We start from the raw sequence: 7,169 nt of genomic DNA, 5'->3' as shown, positions 1-7,169 counted from the left end.
CGTGGCCGCCCGATGAACAACCTGTTGCCTCTCGAAGAGGATGAGCGCGTCAATGCAGTCTTGCCGGTGCGTGAATATGACGAGAATCTGTACGTCTTCATGGCGACCAGTTCAGGTGTGGTCAAGAAGACCTCGCTGGAAGCTTTCTCGCGTCCGCGTGCCAACGGTATTATTGCCGTCGAGTTGCGCGATGAGGATAAACTCATCGGGGTTGATATCACCGACGGAAGCATGGATGTCATGCTCTTTAGCACTGAAGGCAAGGCGATGCGTTTCAGCGAATCACAGGTTCGTTGTATGGGCCGTACCGCAACCGGCGTACGTGGAATCAAGCTGGGCAAAGGCCACCAGGTCACATCCCTGATCATTGCACGTGAAGGTTTGCGCATCCTGAGCGCATCAGAAAACGGCTATGGCAAGTGTACGCCTGTCGAGGATTATCCTCAGAAAGGCCGCGGTGGCATGGGTGTTATCTCGTTGAAGACTTCAGAGCGCAACGGCAAGCAGGTTGGTGCCGTTATCGTCGATGAGGATGACGAGATTATGCTGATCACCGACGGTGGCACCCTGGTGCGCACACGTGTGTCTGATGTCTCTGTCACAGGACGAAGTGCCCAGGGCGTGAAGTTGATCTCGCTGTCTGCCAAGGAACATCTCATCGGGATTGAACCAGTGGTGACACTTGAGTCTGATGAAGATGAGCTTGACGAGACCTCTGAAGAGACAGGCGCAGAAGAATCAACAGGTGACGAAGCAGCGGAATAACAGGCTTCGTCATTTCCAATACTATTTATTAATATCTAGCAGGATAAACTATGTCACGTGTTTTTAATTTCAGCGCCGGTCCGGCTGCTCTTCCACAGGCTGTTCTTGAACAGGCACAGGCCGAAATGCTCGAGTGGAACGGCAGCGGCATGTCTGTCATGGAGATGTCTCATCGCGGTAAGGAGTTTATGTCGATTGCAGCTGATGCGGAAGCCGACCTGCGTGAACTGATGGCAATTCCTGACAACTACAAGGTGCTGTTCCTGCAGGGTGGTGCATCATCACAATTTGCGATGATTCCAATGAACCTGTTGGGCGCAAAGACAGGTGCTGACTATATCAATACAGGCGCCTGGTCAAAGAAGGCGATTGCCGAGGCGAAGCGCTACTGTGATGTCAACATTGCAGCAACAACCGAAGGAACTTCGTTTTCAAGCACGCCTAGCCAGGCGGAACTGAATCTCTCTGCTGATGCCGCTTACGTGCACTACACGCCGAACGAAACCATCGGTGGAGTCGAGTTTCCCTATATTCCGGAAACAGGTGATGTACCACTGATTGCTGATATGTCATCAACCATTCTGTCGCGCCCAATCGATGTCAGCCGTTACGGCATGATCTACGCAGGTGCACAGAAGAACATTGGTCCAGCAGGCCTGACCATTGCCATCATTCGTGATGACCTGGTTGGCGATGCACTCGAATCCACACCAAGCATGTTCCGTTATGCGACTCACGCTGACAACGGCTCCATGTACAACACGCCACCCACATATGGTTGGTATCTTGCCGGTCTCGTATTCAAATGGCTCAAAGGACTTGGCGGGCTCGAAGCGATGGGCGGTATCAACCAGGCCAAGGCGCAGCTGCTCTATGATGCTGTCGATGGTTCGGATTTCTATGCCAATCCAGTTCAAAAGGAGAGCCGCTCGTGGATGAATGTTCCGTTCACACTGGCCAATCCTGATCTCGATGCTGAATTCCTCAAGGGAGCGCAGGAGGTCGGCCTGATGACTCTCAAGGGACACAGGTCGGTTGGTGGTATGCGTGCCAGTATCTACAACGCCATGCCGCGTGAAGGTGTCGAGCGACTGGTCGAATACATGCAGCAATTCGAAAGCAAAAACGCCTGAAAGGCTGATTTAACACAATATAACAAAAGACGTAAAAAATAATGCATAAGATACTGACATTAAACAATATATCAGTTGCCGGATTGGAGCGACTGCCACGTGATTCCTACGAAATCGCATCTGAAATACAACATCCGGACGCGATACTTGTACGTTCATCAAAAATGCACGATATGGAGTTGCCTGAATCGGTCAAGGCGATCGGCCGTGCCGGTGCCGGTGTCAACAATATCCCTGTTGATAAGATGACCGAACTCGGTATTCCTGTTTTCAATGCGCCTGGTGCCAATGCCAACGCGGTCAAGGAATTGGTTCTGGCCGGTATGTTGATGGCTGCACGTAACATCGGCCAGGCTTTGAGTTTTGCCCGTTCACTCGAAGGTGATGATGCAGTCATCGGCAAGGCGGTCGAAGCGGGAAAAAAGAACTATGTCGGATTTGAATTACCGGGCCGCACGCTCGGTGTGATCGGTCTGGGCGCTATCGGCGTCAAGGCTGCAAATGCCGCGCGTTCGCTGGGTATGAACGTGGTCGGCTATGATCCAACCATTACTGTGAAGAGCGCCTGGGCACTTGAGGCTGGCGTTGAACAGGCGATGAGTGTTGATGACCTGTTGTCACGGTGCTGCTCAATTTTGCCCGTAACGGCATCATTGATGATGAAGCAGCAGTTGAGGCACTTGATAGCGGTAAGCTCTATGCTTACATATGCGATTTCCCCAGCAACCTGCTGAAGGATCATACGAAGTGTCTGACCCTGCCGCATCTCGGTGCATCAACACGTGAAGCGGAAGAAAACTGCGCCATCATGGTTGCTGACCAGGTGCGTTGTTACCTGGAAGATGGCAATATCAGTAACTCGGTCAACCTGCCGGAGATTAACCTGCCGCGCAATGGCGGGCACAGAATTGCTATTGTTAATCGCAACGTTCCGAATATGCTTGGCCAGATCTCAACTCTGCTCGCAGATGACGGGCGTAACATCGTGGACATGCTCAACAAGTCACATGACGAGATTGCTGTTACTCTTGTCGATGTGGATGATGAGCCAAGTGCAGGTCTGATCGACTCAATGGCGTCAATTGAGGGCGTGCTGTCGGTTCGCTGCCTTGGATGCACCAAAAAGTGATTGAATGAGATGACGGAAAAACAGCAACTCGACGCAATTCGGCAGCAGATTGATGCTGTTGATGAGGAGATACAGGAGCGAATCAACAAGCGTGCAGCGCTTGCGCAGGAGGTCGCACGCATCAAGCTTGCCTCCGGTGACGATGCGCTCTTCTATCGCCCCGAGCGCGAGGCGGACGTGTTGCGTACGGTCAAGGAACGCAACCAGGGACCACTGGATGGCGAGGAGATGGCGCGCCTGTTTCGTGAAGTCATGTCAGCATGCCTGGCACTCGAAAAGCCGATGTCGATTGCCTTTCTAGGGCCTGACGGTACCTTTACGCAGGCGGCTGCTCTCAAACATTTTGGCCACTCCGTCAACACGACTCCCTTCAATTCTATTGGTGATGTGTTCCGCGAGATTGAATCCGGCTCTTGTGATTACGGTGTAGTCCCGGTCGAAAACTCGACCGAGGGCGTCATTAGCCACACGCTGGATATGTTTCTCAATTCACCACTGGTTATTTGTGGCGAGGTTGTTCTGCGCATACACCATAACCTGCTGTCTCCACCCGGCTATGACTGGAAACAGGCAGAGATGGTCTATAGTCATCAGCAGTCACTCGGCCAGTGCAGACACTGGCTTGATCAAAACCTGCCGCATGCTGAACGGGTTCCTTATCCGAGCAATGCCGAGGCGGCACGTCATCTCGCCGAGACAGGAAAAGATGTAGCAATTGCCAGCTCCGAGGCAGCAAGAATCTACCAGCTTGATATTGCAACGCATAATATCGAAGACGAGCCGGGCAATACCACGCGTTTCCTTGTCATCGGTAAACAGCAGGCTGCGCCTAGCAGCAAGAACAAGACCAGTTTGCTGCTGTCGACAAAGAACGAGGCGGGTGGTCTGCATCGCCTGCTGGCACCGCTAGCTGAGCAGGGCATCAGCATGTCACGAATTGAATCCCGCCCATCACGCCGTGGCGTCTGGGATTATGTCTTTTTCGTCGATATCTGCGGACACATTGATGATCCGGAAGTCTCTGCAGCACTCAAAATACTCGAAACCGAGGCTGGCATGTGCAAAGTACTCGGCTCATATCCTGAAGCAGTACTCTGACCATTTATGAAAACGACTTGGCTTGAAAAAGCAGCTCCCGGTATTGCCGATCTGCACCCCTATATTCCCGGAAAGCCGATTGAGGAGCTTGAACGCGAACTGGGCCTGGTCGAGACCATCAAGCTCGCTTCGAACGAAAATCCGCTCGGCCCAAGTCCGCTCGCCTGGTCACAGGCGCAAATGGTGTTGGGTGATGTGAATCTCTATCCTGATGATTCCGGCTTTAGACTGAGGAAGTGTCTCGCTGAGTTTCATGGTGTCAGCGCAGAAGCATTCATCCTCGGTGCAGGCTCCAGTGATGTACTGAATATGGTGGCACGCGCATTTCTCAGTCCGGGTGTCAATGCAGTCTTCTCTGCGCACAGCTTTGCCATGTATGCCATCTATACGCAGGCCTGTGGTGCAACTGCCAAAGTTGCCGATCCACTGCCTGCTGATCATGCCGAAATGCCCTATGGCCATGAGTGCCTGCTGATGTTGTCGTGGTACTCGATGAGGCCTATACACAATATGTCGAAGACGAACGTTTTCCCGATGGTATCGAATGGGTTGCAGACTATCCTAACCTGATCGTCACGCGTACATTCTCAAAAATCTACGGGCTTGCCGGGCTACGCGTCGGTTACGGTATAGCGTCTCCTGACTTGCTTGGTGTCATCGGCAGGCTCAGGGCGCCATTTAATGTCAGCCTGCCGGCGCTTGCCGCGGCAGAGAAGGCACTCGAAGATGAGGAGTTTCTCAAGCAGAGCATCCTGACAAACAGTGAAGGTATGCAGCAACTCGAGACCGGCTTTAATGAACTCGGCCTGAAAACAATTCCTTCTGTGGGTAATTTCCTGTGTGTCGAATTTGAGCGTCCAGGCAGTGAAATCTACGATGCCCTGTTGAACAAGGGAGTGATCGTGCGTCCTGTAGCGAACTACCAGTTACCCAATCATCTGCGCATTACCATCGGCAGCAAAAACGAAAACAAAATGCTCCTGGCAGCACTTCGCGAGGTACTCTGAGTATGAAAATCGAACGCCTGGCGATAATCGGTGTTGGTCTGATCGGCGGCTCCCTTGCACGTGCCCTCAAAAAGCAGGGCGTGGTCGGTGAAGTTGTCGGTTGTGGACGCGGTGAGGAAAATCTGAAAAAAGCGGTTGAGCTTGGTGTTATCGATCGTTATACACACAATGTCGGAGAGGCTGTTGAAGGTGCCGACATGATTTTTCTCGCGGTGCCATTGAGCGCCATGCGCACCACTTTTGCAGCGATGAAAGGGCATTTGTCAGAAAATGCAGTGATTACAGATGGCGGCAGCGCCAAGGGAAGTGTTATCGAGGACTGCACATCTGTGTTTGGCGGGGTGTTGCCAAACTTCGTGCCCGGACATCCGATTGCCGGAACCGAGAACAGTGGTGTCGAGGCTTCATTTGCCGAACTCTACAAGGACCGCCGGATTATTCTGACACCCGTCAGCCAGACAGACGAGGACGCTATTGCGCGCGTTCAGGCGATGTGGCGTTACTGTGGTGCGGAAGTGACGCGTATGTTCGTCGTCGACCACGACCGAATCCTTGCAGCGACCAGTCACTTGCCGCACATGCTGGCTTTTGCACTGGTCGATATGCTTAGCCGACTTGGTGATACCGAGGATATTTTTCGTTACGCGGCCGGTGGTTTCCGCGATTTCACACGCATTGCTTCGAGTAATCCGGCGATGTGGCGGGATATCTGTATTGCCAACAGTGATGCTGTTTCGACTCTTGTCGACAGCTATGCAGAGGAGATGAAAGAGCTTGCCAGCGTGATTCGTTCACGCGACGGGGATCGTCTTCTGGCACTTTTCAACAACGCTAAACAAGCACGTGACCGCTATGTTGATGGGCTGAATCAGCAAACTGAGCCCCTGCCTACCGAATAACCATCTTTAGTACATCTACACGTTAAGAATCATAAAAAAATATCATATTTACTACAGTACAGATCGCGGTAGAATATCAAGATAAGTCCTGATGAATACCTATCAGGCGCGGCCGCCGGCCGGCTGCAATCAATACCAATAATCAAACTGGAGTGAAATATGAAGCATCCATTTTTTCCACTTGCGATTCTTGCAGTAGCCCTGACTGCCTGTGGACAGGCACCTGAATCAACCCAGACTACTGAGCAGGCGGCGCCTGCTGAAAAACCGGCAGCAACAACTGCAGATAAGATTGATAAGGCGGCTGAAGCAACCAAAGAGGCAGCAATCGCCGTCAAAGATGACGTTGTCAAGGCAACAAGCGACATGATCGCAAAGGTCAAAAGTGACGAGCGTGTCGAGAAAGCGACTGAAAAAGCCGCATCAATGGTCGACGAGGCAAAAGTCGTTGCTGCCGATATGGCAGTTGCAACAGGCATCGTTGATGACCCGATGGTTTCACACGCTGCAAGAGCTGCGGCAGGAATCAAGAAATTTGCCAGAACCCTACAGGGCGAGCTGAAAGCAGCAATGTCAGAGGGTGGTGCACCACATGCGATCAAGGTCTGTAATGAAAAGACAGCGGGTATTGCCAGTGATATCTCTGCAGAAACAGGTTACAACCTGGGTCGTGTTTCACTGAAGAACCGCAATCCTGACCAGGCAGCATCCGGTTGGAACCAGACGGTTCTTGAAGAGTTTGAAGCGCGTCTTGCCAATGGTGAGCCGATCGACAAGCTGGTGTTCAAGACTATCGTTACCCAGGAAGACGGAAGCCAGGAGTTCCGCATGATGAAGGCGATTCCGACCGGTAAGGTTTGCCTCAACTGTCACGGCAGCGAGATCAAGGACGAAGTGACCATGAAACTCGACGAGCTCTATCCTGAAGATAATGCTCGTGGTTTCAAGGAAGGCGACATTCGTGGCGCATTCGTGGTGACAAAAACCCTGTAAGTATCTCTTACACGTCACCCCGGGCTTGACCCGGCAGAAAAGGCCCCGCTAATAGCGGGGCCTTTTTGTTTCCGGATAGCAAAAATATGGTGTGTATCTATCGCTCAGTCTGATTCTTCAAAAGCGTAGGGCAGTTCAAGGAACC

At 52.2% G+C, this 7,169-nt stretch carries 4 protein-coding genes and 3 pseudogenes; all 7 read left to right on the top strand.

The genetic code is table 11. From position 1 onward, the window contains the following. Positions 1-765 (top strand): DNA gyrase C-terminal beta-propeller domain-containing protein (locus BOW51_RS09615; protein WP_281252883.1); only part of this gene is annotated, 765 nt, incomplete at its 5' end. 50 nt (positions 766-815) lie between these two features. Then, complete coding sequence (serC, locus tag BOW51_RS09610) at positions 816-1,898, top strand: 3-phosphoserine/phosphohydroxythreonine transaminase (protein ID WP_078477528.1); 1,083 nt, start codon at positions 816-818, stop codon at positions 1,896-1,898. A gap of 41 nt (positions 1,899-1,939) precedes the next feature. Further along, positions 1,940-3,027: pseudogene (locus BOW51_RS09605) on the top strand (phosphoglycerate dehydrogenase). Between the two features lie 9 nt (positions 3,028-3,036). Next, complete coding sequence (pheA, locus tag BOW51_RS09600; protein WP_167367316.1) at positions 3,037-4,125, top strand: prephenate dehydratase; 1,089 nt, start codon at positions 3,037-3,039, stop codon at positions 4,123-4,125. A 6-nt stretch (positions 4,126-4,131) separates the two neighbouring features. After that, positions 4,132-5,132 (top strand): annotated as a pseudogene (locus tag BOW51_RS09595) (pyridoxal phosphate-dependent aminotransferase). Then, positions 5,123-6,031 (top strand): annotated as a pseudogene (locus BOW51_RS09590) (prephenate dehydrogenase); the annotation flags it as partial. The pseudogenes BOW51_RS09595 and BOW51_RS09590, both read left to right, overlap by 10 nt. 159 nt (positions 6,032-6,190) lie before the next feature. Continuing rightward, complete coding sequence (locus BOW51_RS09585) at positions 6,191-7,024, top strand: Tll0287-like domain-containing protein (protein ID WP_078477525.1); 834 nt, start codon at positions 6,191-6,193, stop codon at positions 7,022-7,024. The last annotated feature ends 145 nt before the right edge of the window (positions 7,025-7,169 follow it).

The organism is Solemya elarraichensis gill symbiont (assembly GCF_002021095.1).
Taxonomy (GTDB): Bacteria; Pseudomonadota; Gammaproteobacteria; order Chromatiales; family Chromatiaceae.
Note: the sequence above shows the minus strand (reverse complement) of the source record. Positions and strands in the feature narration are given on the sequence as shown.

Excerpts from the sequence above, each read along its gene's own strand:
- serC (WP_078477528.1), top strand. The coding sequence starts at position 816 with ATGTCACGTGTTTTTAATTTCAGCGCCGGTCCGGCTGCTCTTCCACAG.
- pheA (WP_167367316.1), top strand. The coding sequence starts at position 3,037 with ATGACGGAAAAACAGCAACTCGACGCAATTCGGCAGCAGATTGATGCT.
- BOW51_RS09585 (WP_078477525.1), top strand. The coding sequence starts at position 6,191 with ATGAAGCATCCATTTTTTCCACTTGCGATTCTTGCAGTAGCCCTGACT.